Genomic DNA, 15,188 nt, shown 5'->3' on the forward strand with positions numbered 1-15,188 from the left:
CCGGCGTCATCCCGCCGGGCCGCGGCTCGGCGCGCGGCGGCCCCCGCGCCGACCTACGGTCCCGCGCATGACCGGGACCCGCCTCGACGGCGCACGCGTGCTCGTGACCGGAGCGACCGGCGGCCTCGGCCGCCTCCTCGTGGCCGGGGCGGCCCGCCGCGGGGCCCGCGTGGCCGTCTCGGCGCGCGACGAGGGCCGCCTGCGCGAGGCCCATCCCGACGCCGTCGCCCACCTGGCCGCCGACCTCACCCTCCCGGGGGCGCCCGCCGAGGTGGTCGGGGCGGCCGTGGAGGCGCTGGAGGGCCTCGACGTCCTCGTCTCCGCCGCCGGGGTCGTCGCCTTCGGGCCGGTGGCGGACGCCGACGACGACCTGCTCGACGAGCTGCTGCTCACCGCCTACCTCGGCCCGGTGCGCCTGCTGCGGGCCGCGCTGCCGCACCTGCGCACCGCCGGGGGGCAGCGGGAGGGCGACGCCGTCGCCGTCATGCTCAGCGCCGTCGTCGCGGAGCAGCCGGTGGCGGGCATGGCGGCCTACTCCGCCGCCAAGGCGGCGCTCACGGCCTTCGACGCGGCCGCCGCCAAGGAGCTGCGCCGCGAGGGGGTGCGGGTGCTGGACGTCCGCCCGCCGCACACCGAGACCGGGCTCGCCACGCGCCCGGTGGCCGGGACGGCCCCGCGGATGCCGCAGGGCCTCGCGCCCGAGGACGTCGCCGAGCGGGTGCTGCGGGCGGTCGAGGAGGGCGAGCGCGACCTGCCCTCGTCCGCCTTCGGCGGGCGCTGAGCGACGTCGCCCGTCCGGCGGCCGGCGCGGCGGCGCGCGGCCGCGCGGGCTAGCGTCCGTCGGGCCGGGAGGACCCCGGCGGGCACGGCGACCAGGGAGCGCAGCGATGAGCACGGCGAGCGGGACGACGACGACGGACGGCGACACCTCGACCAAGGGCGCCTACGTGACCTCCGGCGAGGAGTTCACCCGCGACACCGCGTACATCGAGGACCGCATCACCACCGACGGCCGACACGGGTGGCCGGTCGAGCCCGGCCGCTACCGGCTCGTCGCGGCGCGGGCCTGCCCCTGGGCGCACCGCTCGATCATCGTGCGGCGGCTGCTCGGCCTCGAGGGCGTCATCTCCCAGGGCATCACCGGCCCCACGCACGACCGCCGCAGCTGGACCTTCGACCTCGACGAGGGCGGCCGGGACCCGGTCCTCGGGTACGAGCGGCTGCAGGAGGCCTACCTCGCCCGCTTCCCCGACTACCCCAAGGGCATCACCGTGCCCGCCGTCGTCGAGGAGAGCAGCGGGAAGGTCGTCACCAACGACTTCCCGCAGATCACCCTCGACCTGTCGACGCAGTGGCGGGAGCACCACCGCCCCGGGGCGCCGGACCTCTACCCCGAGGCCCTCCGCGAGGAGATGGACGCCGTGATGCGGCACGTCTACACGGAGATCAACAACGGGGTGTACCGCTGCGGCTTCGCCGGCTCGCAGGAGTCGTACGAGAAGGCCTACGACCGGCTCTTCGCCGCCCTCGACGTCGTCTCGGAGCGGCTGGGGACCCGGCGCTACCTCATGGGCGACACCATCACCGAGGCCGACGTGCGGCTCTACACGACGCTCGTGCGCTTCGACCCCGTCTACCACGGGCACTTCAAGTGCAACCGGCAGAAGCTCACCGAGATGCCGGTGCTGTGGGCCTACGCCCGCGACCTGTTCCAGACGCCGGGCTTCGGCGACACGACGGACTTCGCCCACATCAAGGCGCACTACTACGTCGTCCACGAGGACATCAACCCGACGGGCGTCGTCCCGAAGGGCCCGGACCTGGCGGGCTGGCTGACCCCGCACGGCCGCGAGGAGATGGGGGGCAGCCCCTTCGGGGCCGGCACGGCCCCCGGCCCGGTCGCGGCGGGCGAGGAGGTCCCGGCGGACCACACGCCGCTGGGCTGACCCTCCCGGCGCGCCGCCCCGCGCCCCGGCTCAGGCCGGGGCGCGGTAGCGCCGGAAGGCGGGTGCGCGCCAGGCGAGCAGCGCCGTCGCGACGACGACGAGCACGCCGCCCAGCGACGTCGCCGCGCGCGGGCCGAGGAGCTCGCCGCCGACGCCGTGGAGGAGGTCCGCGAGGCGCGGGCCGCCCACGACGACGACGGTGAAGACGCCCTGGACGCGGCCGCGCAGCTCGTCGGTGGTCGCGGTCTGCAGGACGGCCCCGCGGAAGACCATGCTCGTGAGGTCGGCGGCGCCGCCGACGACGAGCAGGGCGGCGGCCACCCACAGGGACGTCGTGAGCCCCACGCCGGCGACGGCCAGGCCCCACACCGCCACGGCGACGAGCGTCAGCAGGCCGTGCTGCCGCAGCCGGACGAGCCGCCCGGACAGCAGCGCCATGAGCAGCGAGCCGAGCGGGATCGCGGCGTAGAGGACGCCGAGCGGGAGCCCGCCGTCGGGCGGCCCGCCGTAGACCTCGGTGGCCATCTGCGGGAAGAGGGCGCGCGGCATGCCGAGGACCATCGCGACGACGTCGGCGACCATCGACACGAGGAGCACCTGCGAGGTGCCGACGTGGCGCAGGCCCTCGACGACGCTGCGGACCCCGGCCCGGCGGCCCGGCTCCCCGGTGGGCGGCATCGCGGGCAGCGTCGCGACGAGCGCCGCGGCCCCGAGCAGCGCCACGCCGTCGACGGCGTAGAGCAGCGGGAGCCCGGTGACGGGGATGAGCACGCCGGCGGCGAGCGGCCCCGCCACGGCGCCGACGCCGAAGACGGTGGTGGACAGCGCCATGGCTGACGGCAGCAGCGCCACGGGCACCACGCGGGGGACGGCGGCGCCGCGGGCGGGCGCGTAGAGGCCGAAGAAGGACTGCTGCACGACGACGAGCACGAGCAGCGCCGCCACCGACTCCCGGCCCGAGGCCGCGTGGACGGCGAGGCCCAGCGACGTGGCCGCGATCCCGAGGACGGCGACGAGCATGAGCCTCCGCCGGTCGACGACGTCCGCGACGCTGCCGCCGTAGAGGGAGAACAGCACGAGCGGCACGAGGGCCGCGCCGGAGGCCAGGCCGACCCACGCCGACGACCCCGTGATGCGGAAGACCTCGACGGGGACGGCCACGGCGGTCAGCTGGCTGCCGACGGTCGAGACGGCGGAGGAGCCGAGCAGCCGCCGGTACGCCGGGATGCGCAGCGGGCGGGTGTCGAGGAGGTGCCCGCGCAGCGAGCTGCCCACGCGCCGGGCGCCCCGCGGAGCCCTCACGCGACGGGACCGGGGCGGCCGGCGGGGGAGGTCCCCGCCGGCCGCCCGTCAGCGGCGGTCACTCACCAGCGGGGGTGCACGAGCTCGCGCAGGCGCTCGTCGTAGACGCGCTCCAGCGCGGCCTGCTCGTCCGCGGTCAGCGGGTCGAGCGCCGCGGCGGCGGCGTTGCCGCGCGCCTGCTCGGCGTTGCGGGCGCCCGGGATGACGGCCGTGACGCCCGGCTGGTCGAGCACCCAGCGCAGGGCGAGCGCGGACGTGGGCACGCCGCGCGCGGCGGCCACCTCGGCCACCTCGCGCGCGGCGGCGACGCCGACGTCGAAGGGCACGCCGGAGAAGGTCTCGCCCACGTCGAAGGCCTCGCCGTTGCGGTTGTACGTGCGGTGGTCGTCCGCCGCGAACGTCGTGCTCTCGTCGTACTTCCCGGTGAGCAGGCCGCTCGCCAGCGGGACGCGCGCGAGGACGCCGACGCCGGCCTCGGCCGCCGCGGGCAGCAGGCGCTCGAGGGGCTTGCGCCGGAAGGCGTTGAGGATGACCTGGACCGAGGCGACCCCGGGGCGGGCGATCGCCGTGAGCCCCTCGTCGACGGTCTCGACGGAGACGCCGTAGGCGGCGAGGAGCCCCTCGGCGACCATGGCGTCGAGCGCGTCGTAGACGGCGTCGTCGGAGTAGACCGCGGTCGGCGGGCAGTGGAGCTGGACGAGGTCGAGCCGCTCGACGCCGAGGTTCTCGCGGCTGCGGCCCACCCACGCGCGCAGGTTCTCCGGCGTGTACTGCTCGGCCGTGAAGGGGTCGGCGCGACGGCCGGCCTTGGTGGCCACGAACGGGCGCTCGGCCTCCGGCAGGTCGGCGACGAAGCGGCGGATGACGCGCTCGCTGCGCCCGTCGCCGTAGACGTCGGCGGTGTCGAGGAGGGTCACGCCCTCGTCGTGCGCGGCCCGCAGCACCGCGAGCGCCTCGTCCTCGGTGACGTCGCCCCAGTCGGCACCCAGCTGCCAGGTCCCGAGCCCTACGACGCCGACGTCCTTGCCCGTGCGCCCGAGGCGCCTGGTCTCCATGGTCCGGAGGATAGGCGGGACCGGAGGCGCGGCCGGGCCGCCGCGTCGTGCGTCCGGCGGTGCCCCGAGGGGGTTCGAACGTCCGACACACGGTGGAGGAAGCCGGTGCGCCGCCCCTCGGGGTCGGTCCGGCGGGGTGCCCCCGAGAGGATTCGAACCTCCGACACACGGTTTAGGAAACCGATGCTCTATCCCCTGAGCTACGGGGGCCAGGGAGCCCGCGGTCGGGCGGGCCCGAGCGTACTCGGGTCGCGCCGGGGCGTGCTCGGGTCGCGGGCGGGCGGGGTGGCGCGCACGGTGGGGTGACGGCCGGCGACCGCCGGCGCGCACCGACCCGACGGAGGGCTCCCCGATGGACCTGCAGTGGCTGGCACCGACCTTCGAGGCGCAGGGGCCGCTGGTCAGCGTCACGCTCGACGTCTCCCGCGGCGACGAGAGCGGCGAGCACGAGGTGGCGCTGCGCTGGCGCGAGCTGCGCCGCTCCCTCGAGGAGCAGGGCGCGCCGTCGGACGTCCTCGACGTCGTCGGCGAGCGGGCGACCGCCCCGAGCGGGCGCTCCGACGGCGAGGGCGGCTCCGGCCGCACCGTCGTGGCGGGGGAGGGCGGGGTCGTCCTCGACGTCGTCCTGCCGAGCGCCCCGGCGTCCGACAGCGCCCTCTTCGGCCCGCTCCCGGACGTCCTGCCCGCGCTGCGGGCCGCCGCCGGCTCCACCCGCTACCTGCTCGTGGCGGCCGACCGCCAGGGCGCCGACCTCACGGTCGCCGTCGGCAACGGCGTGACGACCGCCCTGGCCGACGGCGGGGACGCGGTCGTCGGCACGTCGAGCCAGGTGACCGAGACGCGGACGTCCGGCTCCGACGACGACGTCATCCACAAGGTGCCCGTCGGCGGCATCGGCGAGCACAGCCACGAGCGCCGCGTCGAGGACTCGTGGGAGCGCGACGCCGCGGCGGTGGCCTCGGACGTCGACGACCTCGTGACCCGTCACCACCCGGAGGTCGTCGTCCTCACGGGCGACCAGACGGCCGTCTCGCTGGTCCGCGAGCGCCTGGGCGGCCGCGCGTCCGGGCTCGCCGTCGTCGTGGGCGGCGGCGGCCGGGCGGACGGCATCCGCGACGACGCCTTCGGGCGGGCGCTCGGCGAGGCGCTCGCCGAGGTGCGCACGCGCGCCCTCGTCGCCACGGCCGACAGCTTCCGCCAGGCGCGGGGCCAGGACGCCGACGCGGCGGACGGCCTCGAGGACACGGTGGCGATGCTCCAGCGCGGCCAGGTCCAGGACGTCCTCCTCCACGACGACCCCACCTCGACGACGACGCTCTGGGTCGGGCCCGAGGCCCTGCAGGTCGCCGCGACCCGCGAGGACCTCCTCGAGATGGGCGTCGAGGAGCCCGTGCAGGTGCGGGCGGACGCCGCGCTCGTGCGGGCCGCGGTCGGCGGCGGGGCGGGCCTCGTGCTCGTGCCGGACGCCCGGTCGGCCGCGGACGCGGAGGCGGACGAGGACGGCGTGGAGCCGCCCGCCGACCCGGGCGTCGAGCTCGCCGGCGGCGTCGGCGCGGTCCTGCGCTGGTCCGACGCGGGCACGCCCGGCACCGGCGCGGCCTCGATGTCGGGGGACGGCTCGCGGCTGCGCGACGTCGGGGCCTGACGGCGACCGGCCGGGCCGCCCCGGGTCGCCCGGGCCGCCCGGCCGGGGGACCCGCGCGTCACCCGGCGGGGCGGGACGTCCCGGGCGCGGCGGGGCGAGCCGGACGAGACGGCCGACGCGCCGCCGGGGGAAGTTGACGCTCGAACGACCGCGACGCACACTCCTCCGCAGCAGTGCGCACCGCTAGCCCCCCCTGTGCGGTGCGCACTGCCTCCACGTGAGGCTCCCGCGAGCCGACGACGACCCCGTCGCCCCCCGGCGACGGGGTCGTCGTGCGTCCGGGGCCGCCCTGCGCGCCGCCCGGGCGGCCCCGGGGGCTCGGCTAGCGTGCGCGGGTGCCCGACGCCGACCGACCCCCGACGCGGCCGCGCTCCCGCTGGCGCTCGCTGCTCGGCCTCGGCACGGCCGCCGCGCCGGCCGACGAGAGCCCCGCCGCCCCCCGGCCGTCCGCCCCCGCGGCGGCCGCCGAGCGGCCCGCCGCCACCGCGGCGCCCGAGCCCGCCCCCGCGGCGGTCGACCCGGGCCCGGCCCCCGTGCCCCTGGCCGCGGTCCTCGACGCGTGGGCCGCCGAGCTCGCGACGACGGGCGGCCGTGGCGTCCTCCTCGACGACCGCACCGCGGCCGGCGAGCTCGTCGAGCCGCTCGACCTCGGCGGTGCCCACCCCTCGGGCCTCGCGGCCTTCTGGGCCGGGCGGCCGACCCGGCTCTCGTCCCTCTTCCGCGAGCGCGGCGCCCACGCGGTCGCGCGCACCCGGGTCCGGGCCCTGCGCACGGCGGCGCAGGAGGTCGACGACGCCCACGGCGTCCGCCCCTGCGCGCTGGCCGTCGGCCTCGTGCGCTGGGCGGCACCGGCCCTGGCGGGCGACGGCAGCGCGGGGACGGGGGCCGTCGACGTCCACGCCCCCGCCCTGCTGCAGCTGCTCGCCGTCCACCCCCGCGGGGCCGCGGCCCTGGACGAGGAGCTGGACCTCGACCCCGTCGTCGTCGTCAACCCGGAGGTGCTGCGCCTGCTGCGCGAGCGGGGCCACGAGGTCGACGAGCAGGCCGTCCTCGCCCCCTTCGCCGACGGCCGGGGCGACGCGCACCGGCGCGCGCTGGGCGAGATGAGGGCCCGCACGGCCGACGTGCCCGGCCTCGAGCTGGCGGAGCGCACCCTCGTCGGCGTCTACCCGGACCTCGCCGGGGCGCTCGTGCGCGACGTCGCCGCCCTCGGTCGACGCCGGCCCGTGCCGCCCGTCGTGGCGGCGCTCGCCGCGGCGGAGGTCGACGGGCCCGTCGACCTGCCCTCCGGCCCGTCGGGCCCCGTGCCCGCGGCCGCCCCCTGGGACGACGCCGGGCGGCGCTGGGTGCTGCCCCTCGACGAGGACCAGCGCTCCGCGCACGACGCCCTGGCGGCGGGCCGGTCGCTGCGGCTCGTGGCGCCGCCCGGCGCCGGGGCGACCCAGCTCGTCGCCCAGGTGGTGGCGTCCGCCCTCGGCGCCCGTCGCCGGGTCCTGCTCGTCGCCCCCGCGCTGCCCGAGGTGGAGGACGTCGTCCGCCGGCTGCACGGGACCGGGCTCGCCCCCGTGGTGGCGGGCGCCCTGGGCGCCGCGGCCGCCGGCCGCTCGCCGTCCGCCCGCACGGGGGAGCACGCCGTCGTCGGCGCCGTCCCGGCCGCGCCCGAGGGGGACGACGACGCCCGCGGCGCGGGGGCCGACGGCGCCGCGGCCGTGGCGAGCGCCACCGCGCGGCTGCGGGCGGGGGCCCGGGCCCTCGACGTCCCGGCCGGCGACGGCCTCGACGTCGGCGTGCTCCGGCTCCTCCACGAGCTGGCGCACCTGGCCGCCCTCCCGCGCCCCCCGCGGACGGCGGTCCGCCTGCCGGAGCCCGCCGTGCGGGCCGTGGCGGCGGAGGGCCTCGACGTCGTCGTCGCGCGGGTGGTCGACGCCGCCCGGCTGGGGGCCCTGCGCCCCGAGCTGGCCGACGGGCCGTGGGAGGACGCCGCGGTGCGCTCCTCCGGCGAGGTCGTCGCCGCCCGCGACCGGGCGGCCCGGCTCGCCGACGAGCTGCTGCCGCGCCTCGCCGCCGAGACGGCGCGGCTCGGGGAGCAGACCGGCCTGCGGGCGCCCCGCACCGTCGAGGAGGTCGAGAAGCGGCTGCAGCTGCTCGTCGACGTCCGCGGGACCCTCGAGTGCTTCCTGCCCGGCGTCTACCAGCGCCCGCTCGGCGAGCTGGTCCGCTCGCTCGGGCAGGACGCGACGTGGCGCGCGCGCCGCACGGCCGGGAAGGTCGTCGCCGAGCTCGTCCGCCCGGGCGCGCGTCCCGCCGACCTCCGCGCCGACCTGCGCCGTGCCGACGCCGAACGGCGGGCGTGGGCGGCAGCGGCCGAGGACGGCGGCCGCCCCCGCACCCCCCGCGGCATCGGCGGCGCCCAGCGCGCGCTCGCCGAGGTCCGCGCCGAGCTGACCCTGCTCGAGCCGGTCGTCGTCCCGACGCGCGACGGCAGCCTCCGCGGTGCCGACCTCGACGCGCTCTCGGCCCGGCTCACCGCCCTCGCGACCGACGAGGACGCCCGGGGCGACCTCCCCGCCCGGGTCGACGTGCTCGTGCACCTCGGGGGGCTGGGGCTCGGCGCCCTCGTGGCGGACCTGCGGGCCCGGGCGCTCGACGGCGGGGCGGCGGCCGACGAGGTGCGCCTCGCGGTGCGGGCGTCGGCGCTCGAGCTGGCACGCTCGCGCGGCGTCCTCGACGACGTGCTGCCCGGACGGGCGGACGACGCCCGCGCCCTCCTCGTCGCCGGGACCGCGGACGCCCGTGCCCGGGCCGCCGCCGGTCTCGTGGCCGCCCTCGCGGCGCCCTCCGACGCCGCCCCGCCGCCCGACGTCCGCGGCGCCTCCGCGCTCGCCCTGCCGCGGCGGGCGGGCGCCCTCGACGGCCCCGACGGCGCGGTGGACCTCGTCGTCCTCCTCGACGCCCACGCGGTCGGCCTCCCCGAGGCGGCCCTCGCGCTGGCCCGGGGGACGCAGGTCCTCGTCGTCGGCGACCCCGCCGGGCCCCCGCCGGGCGCGGGCGTCGTCGGCTCGCCCGCCGCCGAGCACCCGGGCGCCGGGGCGCGCGCGGGCGCTTGGTCCGCGCTGGCCGGCGCGCTCGACGAGCGGGCGCTGGGCGGGCGGCACCGCCTGCCGCGCCAGCTCCTGCCCGTCCTCGCCGCCGTCCGTGCCGAGCAGGGCGACGACGCCGGGACCGACCGTGCCGGGGACGCGTCGACCCAGGGCGTGCCGCCGCGGGGCGTCCCGACCCCGCCCGGCGCCCGCCCGGTCGAGCTGCGGTCCGTGGACGGCCGCGGCCGCGCCGGCGACGACGGCGTGGTGCACAGCGTCGACGCGGAGGTCTCCGCCGTCGTCGACGTCGTCCTCGCCGCGCTGCTCGAGGACCCCTCGCGCTCGCTCGGTGTCGTGGCGGTGACCCGCGAGCACGCCCGCCGCACCGCCGACGCGCTGCGCCGCGCGGTCGCCGAGGACCCCGCCGTGACGCGGGCCCTCGCCGCCGCGCCCCGGAGCGAGCCGCTCGTCGTCACCGACGTGGGCCGCGCGCAGGGCTGCGTCCGCGACGTCCTCGTGCTGTCGACGGCCTTCGCCCCCACGGAGCGGGGCCGCGTGCTCAGCTCCTTCGGCCCGCTCGACGCGGCCGCGGGGGCGGCGGCGCTGGCCGACGCCGCCGCGGGCGCCCGCCGCCGGCTGGTCGTCGTGTCGTGCCTCGACCCGGCGGCGCTGGAGGCCGAGCGGCTGCGGACCCCCGGCGCCCGGGCGCTGCGCGCCCTCCTCGTCGCCGCGGCGGAGGCCACGGCCACGGACGACCGGCCCGAGGTGCCGCCCGCGGACGCGCTCCCGGCGGCGCCCGCCGTGCCGGCGCCGGGCGACGACGCCGCCACGGCGCTGGCCGCCCACGCGGACGGCGACCCCGACGCGGCGGACCCGCTGCTCGCCGCGCTCGTGCGCCACCTGCGGGCCGCGGGGGCCGCCGTCGTGCCGGCGCGGGCACCCGGGGACCCCGACCTCGCCGCGGTGCTCGCGGACGGGCGCTCCGTCGCCGTCCTGCCGGACGCGCGGCCCGTCCCCGCGGGCGACGGCGCCGCGGCCGTCCGCGTCGCCGCGGCGGACCCGCTGCGGCGGCTGGCGGAGGCGGACGCCCTGCGGGCGGCCGGCTGGTCGGTCGTGCACGTGGCCGCGAGCGAGCTCCTCGTCGACCCGGCCGCCGTCGCGGCCCGGGTCGTCGCGGCCGCGCGGGCGCCGTGGGCGGCGGCGTGAGCGGCGACGGCACGGGCGCCCCGGAGCCGGGGGCCGCGCCGGGGGCCGCGGACGGCCGGCGCGCCGGCCACGGGCCGTCGGGGCCCGCCCCGGCGGCGCCGCGGGCGCCCCGGGACGACGACGACGCGCCCGTCCTCCCGCGCTCGGCGGGGGAGGACAGCGCCCGCGCCTGGGGCGACGACGAGCGCGGCGACGACGACGAGCGCTTCCTCCGCGAGCGGCCGCCGCACTGGTGAGGTGCGCCGGCCGCCCGCGGGCGGACGCCCCGCCCCGGCGGGGGAGGGGGCTCAGGGCTCCCGGCGCTGCTGCTCCGCCTGCGCGCGGAGCAGGTCGCGGATCTCCTGCAGCAGGAGGATGTCCTCGCTGGGCGCCGCGACCTCGGGCTCGACCCCCTGCTTGCGGAGGGCCAGCAGGCGGTTCATCGGGACGACGATGAGGAAGTAGATGACCGCCGCGACGATGACGAAGTTGATGAGCGCTGCGACGGTCGTCCCCAGGACGACGCGGCCGTCGCCGATGTCGAAGCCCAACCCGCTCATGTCGGGCTGCTGGAAGATGGCGGCGATGAAGCCGCCGATGACGTCGGTGGCCAGCGCCGTGACGACCGCGGTGAACGCCGCGCCGATGACGACGGCGATGGCCAGGTCGATGACGTTGCCGCGCAGCAGGAAGTCCTTGAACCCCTTGATCATGCCCACTCCAGTGCTCGGGTGGGCCCGGCGTCCGCACGGGCCGTCGGGAGGCTAGGACCCCGCGGGCGCCGGTGGGGCCCTCCGGCGACGACCTCCGGACGACCTCCCCGGACCCCCGCGCCGGCCGGGCCGCTCAGGGCGGCGCCGCGGGCGGCAGCAGCGCCAGGACGAGCGAGCCGCCCGTCGCCGTGACGGCGGCGACCTCCGCCGCCTCGCCCCGGGCGACGGCGAGCACCACGACGCCGGGCGTGCCCCCGCCCGCGGGCAGCAGCCCGGTGCCCCCGGCCGCCGCCGGCACGTCGAGGACGACGGCGCCCCGGGCCACGACGACGGCGGCGCCCGCTGCGGCGATCCCGTCGACCGACCCGCCCGCGTCCCAGGCGGGGGCCGCCGGCGGGGCGAGGACGTCGACGGCGTCCCCGGCACGGACGAGCGCCCCGGTGGCGCCGCCGACGGGGACGGCGAGGGCCACCTGCCCGGCCGGGGCGCCGACGAGGAGGCCGGGGCCGCCGAGGCGGGCGTCGGTGAGGAGCTCGCCGGACCGGACCGCCGAGGTCAGCCGGGCGCCGAGGACGGCGCCGTCGTCGGCGGGCCCGAGGGCCCCCGCGGGCGCGACGGCCGCCGGCACGGGCACGCGGACGAGGTCGGCCGCGGCGAGCACGTGGCCGGCCGGCAGGTCGGCGGCCGCGGCGAGGAGCAGCGGGGCCGCGGGCGGCGTCGGGCGCACGGCGTGGACGGCGACGCCGGCCGCGGCGGCGAGCAGCAGGGCGGCGACCAGACGGCGGGCGAGCGGGTGGGGGCGCCCCCGACCGCGGCCACGACGTCCGCCGCGCCGCCGCCGGTCCCGCGGCGCCGTCCCCGCCGTCCCCCCTCGTCCACGCCGCGACGCTAGGTCGCCGCGGCCGCCCCCGGGCCGGTGGCGGGCAGCCCTGTGGACGGCGGCGCCACGGCGCGGGCGGTGCGCGCCGCGCGTGCGGTCAGGAGGTGGAGGAGGACCCGTTGCCGGAGGACGACGAGGACGTCGACGCCGACCCCCCGCCGGAGGAGCTGCTGCCGGAGGAGCCGCCCGACGACGAGCCGCCCGACGACGAGCCCTCGCCCGAGGAGCTGCTCCCGGAGCTCGAGCCGCCCCCGGAGGAGGACGTCTCGCCCGCGCCCCCGGACGACGACGTCCCGGAACCGCCGGACGAGGAGCCCGAGCCCGAGCCCGAGCCGGTGCGGGAGTCGTTGCGGTAGAAGCCCGACCCCTTGAAGACGACGCCGACGCTGCTGAAGACCTTGCGCAGCCGTCCGCCGCAGGTGGGGCACTCGGTGAGGCTCGGGTCGCTGAACGACTGCTGCGCCTCCAGGGGCGTGTCGCAGTCCCGGCAGCGGTAGGCGTAGGTGGGCACGAGGGCCTCCAGCGGTGGAGCGCCGGGCGGGGTGCGGCCCGGCGCGGTCGGGGCGGGGCGCCCGGCGGCGGCCCGGGCGTCGGCGGCTGGCACTCGCCCTCCGCGAGTGCCAATGATAGCCCCGCGCGCGAGCCCCGCCGACCCGCCGGGGCGCCCCTCGGCACCCGGGTCCGAGGGGGCCGCACGGCTACCCTCGCGCCGTGTCGCGCACCCGTTCCGCCGGTCTCGTCGCCCTCGTCGCCCTGCTCGTGGTCGCGCTGGTGGCGACGGCGGCCGTCGTGGTCCTCGTGCGCCGGCCGCTGCCGCAGACGTCCGGCGAGCTCGTGCTCGCGGGCCTGTCCGGGCCGGTCCAGGTGCTGCGCGACGACCGCGGCGTGCCGACGGTGGTCGCCGACGACCCGGAGGACCTCTTCCGGGCCCAGGGCTTCGTCCACGCCCAGGACCGCTTCTTCCAGATGGACCTGCGCCGCCACGTCACCGCCGGCCGCCTCGCCGAGCTCGTCGGGGACGCCCCCGAGGCGGTCGAGGCGGACGTCGTCGTCCGCACCCTCGGCTGGCGCCGCGTCGCCGAGGAGGAGCTGCCGCTCCTCGCGCCCGAGACCCGGACGTACCTCCAGGCGTACGCCGACGGCGTCAACGCCTACGTCGACGGCCGCTCGCCCGGCGAGCTGTCGGCGGCGTACACGGCGCTCGGCGTGCGCGGCGACCTGCCGCCCGTCGAGGCGTGGACGCCGGTGGACTCCCTCGCCTGGCTCAAGGCCATGGCGTGGTCGCTGCGCGCCAACTACGACGAGGAGCTGGCGCGGGCCGCGGCGTACGGCGCGGTCGGCGACGTCGCCCTCGTCGAGCAGCTCTTCCCGTCCCCGACCGCCGCGGACGCCCCGCCGGTCGTCCTCGGCCCGGGCGACACCACGCCGGCCGCGGCCACCCGCCCGGCCGACGGCCCGCTGCCCGCGGCGGACCCCGAGGCCGCCGTCGCGGCCGCGCTCGCGGACCCGTCCGCCCCGGTGGCGGCGACGGGGCGGGCCGCCGCGAGCGTCACGGCGGTCCTCGACCGCTACGCCGGGCTCGGCGCCGGGGGCGCCGACGGGCTGGGCTCCAACGCCTGGGCCGTGGCCGGCACCCACACCGAGAGCGGGGCGCCGATGCTGGCGGGCGACCCGCACCTCGCCGTCTCCTTCCCCTCGACGTGGTCGCAGGTGCACCTGCGGTGCCGCGAGCGCAGCGCGGCGTGCCCCTTCGACGTCGCCGGCTTCTCCTTCGCCGGGATGCCCGGCGTCGTCGTCGGCCGCACGCCCGAGGTGGCCTGGAGCCTCACCAACACCGGCGCCGACGTCTCCGACCTCTTCCTCGAGCGGGTGCGCGACGGCAGCGCCCTCGTCGCGGGGGAGGAGGTCCCGCTCGAGACGCGCACCGAGACCATCGAGGTCGCGGGCGCCGACCCCGTCGCCATCACCGTCCGGAGCAGCGGGCACGGCCCGCTGCTGTCCGACGCCGTCCCGGCCCTCGCGGCCGCCGGCCGCCGCGCGCCGGTGCCGGAGACCGCGCCCGCCGCGGGCGACGCCGGCTACGCCGTCGCGCTGCGGTGGACCGCCCTGACGCCCGGCCGCTCGATGGACGCCGTCTTCGCGCTCGGCGCGGTCACGGGCTGGGAGGACTTCCGCGAGGCGGCCTCGCTGCTCGAGGTGCCGGGGCAGACCCTCGTCTACGCGGACACGACGCGGGTGGGCTACCAGGTCACCGGCAGCGTCCCCGTCCGCCAGCGCGGCACCGGGCTCGGCCAGCAGGACGGCACGTGGCCGCGACCGGGCTGGGACCCGGCCTACGACTGGGCCGGCACGGTCCCCTTCGAGGACCTCCCCTCCGCCGTCGACCCCGCCGACGGGCTCGTCGTCAGCGCCAACCAGCAGGCCACGGCCGACGGGCCGGCCCTCTCGCAGGACCTCGACCAGGGCTACCGGGCGGCGCGCATCCGGGCCGCGCTCGAGGCCCAGGTCTCCGAGGGCCGGCCGATCACCGTCGAGGACATGGCGGCGCTGCAGGGCGACGACGTCGACCCCTTCGCCGAGGTGCTCGTGCCCGCGCTGCTGTCCGCGCCGCTGCCCAGCGGCGACGGCACGACGGCGGAGCAGCGCGACTTCACCCGCGAGGCGACCGCGCTGCTGCGCGGCTGGGACGGCAGCACGCCCCCGGACTCGGCGGCGGCGGCCTACTACTACGCCGTCTGGTCCAACGTCCTGCGCCTCACCTTCGCCGACCAGCTCCCGGACGTGGCGCAGCCCTCCGGCGGCAGCCGCTGGTACACGGTCGTCGGACGGCTGCTCGAGGACCCCGACAGCCCGTGGTGGGACGACGCGACGACGCCGGCCGTCGTGGAGACGCGCGACCAGGTCCTCGGCCGCGCCCTCGTCGACGCGCGCCTGGAGCTGACCGCGAAGCTCGGGGCGGACCCGCAGGAGTGGCAGTGGGGCCGGCTGCACCGCCTCACCCTGCGCAACCAGGTCCTCGGCACCGACGGCGTCCCCGCGCCCGTCCGCTCGCTGTTCACCGCGGGCCCCGTCGAGCTGGGCGGCAGCGGCTCGGTCGTGGACGCGACGTCGTGGGACGCGCGGCGCGGGTACGACGTCGTGGCGCTGCCCTCGCTGCGGATGGTCGTGGACATGGGCGACGCCGACGCCGGCCGGTGGGTCGACGTCGCGGGCGTCAGCGAGCACCCCTGGAGCGGGCACCGCACCGACCAGCTGGAGACCTACGCCGAGGGAGGCTCCTTCCCGTGGGCCTTCACGCCCGAGGGCGTGGCCGCGGCGGCGCGGGACGAGCTGACGCTGGTGCCGCGGCCCCAGGGCTGACCCCGGCGGCGCGCGTCGTCGC

General features: G+C 79.6%; 11 protein-coding genes and 1 tRNA gene. 6 read left to right on the forward strand and 6 right to left on the reverse strand.

The window, feature by feature from the left end; all coding sequences use genetic code 11:
• Positions 1-67: 67 nt before the first annotated feature.
• Positions 68-781 carry an SDR family NAD(P)-dependent oxidoreductase gene (locus EDC03_RS11135; RefSeq protein WP_241967148.1) on the forward strand — a complete coding sequence of 238 codons (714 nt, stop codon included), beginning with the start codon at positions 68-70 and terminating at the stop codon, positions 779-781.
• A gap of 106 nt (positions 782-887) precedes the next feature.
• Positions 888-1,946 carry a glutathione S-transferase family protein gene (locus tag EDC03_RS11140; RefSeq protein ID WP_123380309.1) on the forward strand — a complete coding sequence of 353 codons (1,059 nt, stop codon included), beginning with the start codon at positions 888-890 and terminating at the stop codon, positions 1,944-1,946.
• A gap of 30 nt (positions 1,947-1,976) precedes the next feature.
• Here the strand turns inward: EDC03_RS11140 and EDC03_RS11145 are convergent, their stop codons facing one another.
• The 3 genes from EDC03_RS11145 to EDC03_RS11155 form a co-directional block, all read right to left on the reverse strand.
• Positions 1,977-3,248 carry an MFS transporter gene (locus EDC03_RS11145; protein WP_199720171.1) on the reverse strand — a complete coding sequence of 424 codons (1,272 nt, stop codon included), beginning with the start codon at positions 3,246-3,248 and terminating at the stop codon, positions 1,977-1,979.
• 62 nt (positions 3,249-3,310) lie between these two features.
• Positions 3,311-4,303: an aldo/keto reductase gene (locus EDC03_RS11150; RefSeq protein WP_123380310.1), complete on the reverse strand. Its 993-nt coding sequence runs from the start codon at positions 4,301-4,303 to the stop codon at positions 3,311-3,313.
• A 137-nt stretch (positions 4,304-4,440) separates the two neighbouring features.
• Positions 4,441-4,513: transfer RNA gene (locus EDC03_RS11155), tRNA-Arg, on the reverse strand.
• A 142-nt stretch (positions 4,514-4,655) separates the two neighbouring features.
• Here EDC03_RS11155 and EDC03_RS11160 point away from each other — a divergent pair.
• The 3 genes from EDC03_RS11160 to EDC03_RS11170 all read left to right on the forward strand — a co-directional run bounded on the left by EDC03_RS11160 (position 4,656) and on the right by EDC03_RS11170 (position 10,470).
• Positions 4,656-5,948 (forward strand): baeRF2 domain-containing protein, encoded by a 1,293-nt coding sequence (locus EDC03_RS11160; RefSeq protein ID WP_123380311.1) that lies wholly within the window; start codon positions 4,656-4,658, stop codon positions 5,946-5,948.
• 335 nt (positions 5,949-6,283) lie between these two features.
• The gene (locus EDC03_RS11165) at positions 6,284-10,234 is read left to right on the forward strand and encodes a hypothetical protein (protein ID WP_123380312.1); all 3,951 of its coding nucleotides are present in this window, start codon (positions 6,284-6,286) and stop codon (positions 10,232-10,234) included.
• A complete protein-coding gene (locus tag EDC03_RS11170; RefSeq protein WP_148058063.1) occupies positions 10,231-10,470 on the forward strand; it encodes a hypothetical protein in 240 nt (79 codons plus the stop codon). The genes EDC03_RS11165 and EDC03_RS11170 overlap by 4 nt, the downstream gene beginning before the upstream one ends.
• A 51-nt stretch (positions 10,471-10,521) precedes the next feature.
• Here EDC03_RS11170 and mscL read toward each other — a convergent pair whose 3' ends face one another.
• From mscL to EDC03_RS11185, 3 genes are all read right to left on the reverse strand, one after another.
• Positions 10,522-10,926 carry a large conductance mechanosensitive channel protein MscL gene (gene mscL, locus EDC03_RS11175; protein ID WP_123380407.1) on the reverse strand — a complete coding sequence of 135 codons (405 nt, stop codon included), beginning with the start codon at positions 10,924-10,926 and terminating at the stop codon, positions 10,522-10,524.
• Positions 10,927-11,059: 133 nt separating this feature from the next.
• Entirely contained in the window at positions 11,060-11,653 is a 594-nt protein-coding gene (locus EDC03_RS11180) for an SAF domain-containing protein (RefSeq protein ID WP_158674275.1), read from the reverse strand.
• A 250-nt stretch (positions 11,654-11,903) separates the two neighbouring features.
• A complete protein-coding gene (locus EDC03_RS11185) occupies positions 11,904-12,317 on the reverse strand; it encodes an FmdB family zinc ribbon protein (RefSeq protein WP_123380409.1) in 414 nt (137 codons plus the stop codon).
• 200 nt (positions 12,318-12,517) lie between these two features.
• Between EDC03_RS11185 and EDC03_RS11190 the strand changes: the two genes are divergently transcribed.
• Positions 12,518-15,166 carry a penicillin acylase family protein gene (locus EDC03_RS11190; RefSeq protein ID WP_123380314.1) on the forward strand — a complete coding sequence of 883 codons (2,649 nt, stop codon included), beginning with the start codon at positions 12,518-12,520 and terminating at the stop codon, positions 15,164-15,166.
• Positions 15,167-15,188 lie beyond the last annotated feature (22 nt).

The organism is Pseudokineococcus lusitanus, from assembly GCF_003751265.1.
Taxonomy (GTDB): domain Bacteria; phylum Actinomycetota; class Actinomycetes; order Actinomycetales; family Quadrisphaeraceae; genus Pseudokineococcus; species Pseudokineococcus lusitanus.

What these genes read in the sequence shown, in the direction of transcription:
- EDC03_RS11135 (WP_241967148.1), top strand. Translation starts at nt 68, where the DNA reads ATGACCGGGACCCGCCTCGACGGCGCACGCGTGCTCGTGACCGGAGCG.
- EDC03_RS11140 (WP_123380309.1), top strand. Translation starts at nt 888, where the DNA reads ATGAGCACGGCGAGCGGGACGACGACGACGGACGGCGACACCTCGACC.
- EDC03_RS11150 (WP_123380310.1), bottom strand. Translation starts at nt 4,303, where the DNA reads ATGGAGACCAGGCGCCTCGGGCGCACGGGCAAGGACGTCGGCGTCGTA.
- EDC03_RS11160 (WP_123380311.1), top strand. Translation starts at nt 4,656, where the DNA reads ATGGACCTGCAGTGGCTGGCACCGACCTTCGAGGCGCAGGGGCCGCTG.
- mscL (WP_123380407.1), bottom strand. Translation starts at nt 10,926, where the DNA reads ATGATCAAGGGGTTCAAGGACTTCCTGCTGCGCGGCAACGTCATCGAC.